At 71.7% G+C, this 2,725-nt stretch carries 1 protein-coding gene; it reads right to left on the bottom strand.

The features are described 5' to 3' along the window. A partial coding sequence (locus tag ACZ7LS_RS36755; RefSeq protein WP_471066470.1) for a type I polyketide synthase occupies positions 1-2,725 on the bottom strand: 2,725 nt, incomplete at both ends.

Below are 2,725 nucleotides of genomic sequence, written 5' to 3' on the forward strand. Positions count from 1 at the left end.
CTTGGGTGAGGAGGTTCCAGAAGGCTTCGGGGGTGTGGGTTCCTCCGGGCAGGCGGCAGGCCATGGAGATGATGGCGATGGGTTCGTCGGTGTGGTGGTTGCGTGTGCGTGTGCGGGTGGGGGTGGGTGTGGGTGTGGTGGTGAGGTTGAGGCGGGTGAGGAGGAGGGTGGTGATGGCGTTGGGGGTGGGGTGGTCGAAGGCGAGGGTGGCGGGGAGGGTGAGGCCGGTTTCGGTGGCGAGGCGGCGGCGGAGTTCGACGGCCATGAGGGAGTCGATGCCGAGGTCTTTGAGGACGTGGTCGGTGGTGAGGGTGTGGGGGTCGTTCAGGCCGAGGACGGTGGCTGCTTCGGTACGGACGAGCTGGTTGAGTACGTCACGGCGCTCGTCCTCACCCAGCACCACCAACCGCTCCCGCAACGTACCGCCCGCAGACACCCCGGAAGCACGACGACGCCCGGCCCGCAGCAGCCCACGCAGCAACGCGGGAGCCTCACCACTGCGGTCGAACTCCCGCTGGATCACCGTCGTTTCGAGCCTGACCGGAACCAGATGGGCATGCGGCTGGGCCAGGGATGCGTCGAGCAGGCGCATGCCCTGGGTTTCGGTGAGGGCGGTGATGCCCTGGCGGCGCATGCGTGAGAGTTCCGCTTCGCCCAGGTGGGAGGTCATGCCGATGCCGGCGAGCTGCCACAGGCCCCAGGCGAGGCTGGTGGCGGGCAGGCCCTGGGCGTGGCGGTGGTGGGCGAGGGCGTCGAGGAAGGTGTTGGCGGCGGCGTAGGTGCTCTGTCCGGGGCCGCCGAGGATGCCGGCGGCGGAGGAGAACAGTACGAACGCGGCAAGGTCATGGGTTTGGGTGAGGTGGTGCAGATGCAGTGCGCCGTCGGCTTTGGGGGCGAGGACGCGGGCCAGGCGTTCGGGGTTCTGGCCGGTGATGAGGCCGTCGTCGAGGACGCCGGCGAGGTGGTAGACGGCGGTCAGCGGCCGGTCCAGGCCGCCGATCAGGGCGGTGGCCTGCTGTTCGTCGCCGATGTCGCAGGCGCGGATGTCGACCGACACCGCCCCCGACTCCCGCAGTTCGTCCGCGAGGTCGTCCGCGCCGGGGGCGTCGGGTCCCTGGCGTGAGGTGAGGACGAGGTGGCGTGCGTCGTGGTGGCGCACGAGGTGGTGGGCGAGCTGACGGCCCAGCTCCCCGGTACCACCGGTGACCAGCACAACACCCTCGGGGTCAAGACGCCGGACCTCAGGGACCGTGTCAGTGGCACGGGCCCGCACCAGACGGGCCACCCGCACCTCACCCCCACGCACCACGATCTCCGGCTCACCCGCCACGGACACCGCACGCGCCAGCTCCCACAGATCGCCGGGCTCCCCGCCCAGATCCACCAGACGCAGACAACGATCCGCGTGCTCGGCACGGGCAGCACGCAGCAGACCCCACAAGGGCGCGTGAACCAGATCCCGGGCACCCTCGCCGACAGCCCGGCGCGTGACCCACACCAACTCGCTCCCGGCCAGGCGCTCATCACCCAGCAGAACCTGAACCTGGGCCAGCGCCAGCGCGGTCGCATCCCGTACCGCCCCGGGAGCCGTCGCCGCCACGGCCGCGGTGGCATCCACCACGATCCGCGCCGGCGGCAGCTCGTCCTCACCAAGACCGGCCAGCGCCGCCGCGAGATCCTGTACGGCCTCGGCGCCCAGGGCACGTGACATCTCGCCCTCCGCGCCCAGCACCCACGGCACGTCCTCGTCCGCCTCGCCCAGGGCGGGCGGTGCCACGAAGTCGACCCGGTAGAGGTGCTCCGCACCCCTGCGGCCCCGGATCTGCTCGCGGGAGGCCTCGCGGAGCGCCAGCTCCCCGGACGCCACCGTGTTACCCGCCGGGTCCGCCGCCAGCAGCCGGGCATGGGACTGCCCGGCGTCCAGGGAGATACGGACACGCAGCTCGGTGCTGTGGGTGGCGTGGAGGCGGGCGTCGGTCCACTCGAAGGGGAGGACGACATCCTCGTCGGTACCGCGCAAAGCGGTGAGGCTGTGGAGCGCGGCATCGAGGAGCGCGGGATGGATACCGAAGTCGTCGGGCGCGGTGCCCTCGGGCAGACGGATGAGGCCGTAGGCGTGGCCGTCCTTGCGCCACAGCTCGGTCAGCCCCTGGAACGCCGGGCCGTACCGCAACCCCTGCGCGTGCAGACGCTCGTACACCCCCTCAAGCTCCACCTGCTCGGCACCCGCGGGCGGCCACTGCGCGAGGACACCCGCGTCCTCGGCCTCCTCGGAGGAGCTTGCCAGTACACCGGTGGCATGGCACGTCCAGGCCTCCGCGCCGTCCTCCGGCTGGCTGTGGATGGTGACGTCCCGGCGTCCGTCGGTGCCGGTGTGCCCGACGGTGACCTGGATGCGCACGTTCCCGGACTCGGGGAGTACGAGGGGCTCGGCGATGGTGAGTTCGGCGACGTGCCCGGCGCCCACCTCGGCGGCCGCGGTCCAGGCGAGTTCGAGGAGCGCGGTGCCGGGCGCGAGCACGGTGTCGAAGACAGCGTGATCATTGAGCCAGGGGTACGCGGCCGGGGAGAGCCGGCCGGTGAGGAGATGACCGTTGTCGTTGGCCAGGGGAGTGACGGCGACGAGCCACGGATGCCCGGCGGCGGTGAGTCCCGCGGTGGTGACGTCGCCGGCGTTGTCGGCTGGGTCCGGCCAGTAGTGCTGGTGTTGGAAGGGGTAGGTGGG

This window comes from Streptomyces sp. NPDC039430 (assembly GCF_055639435.1).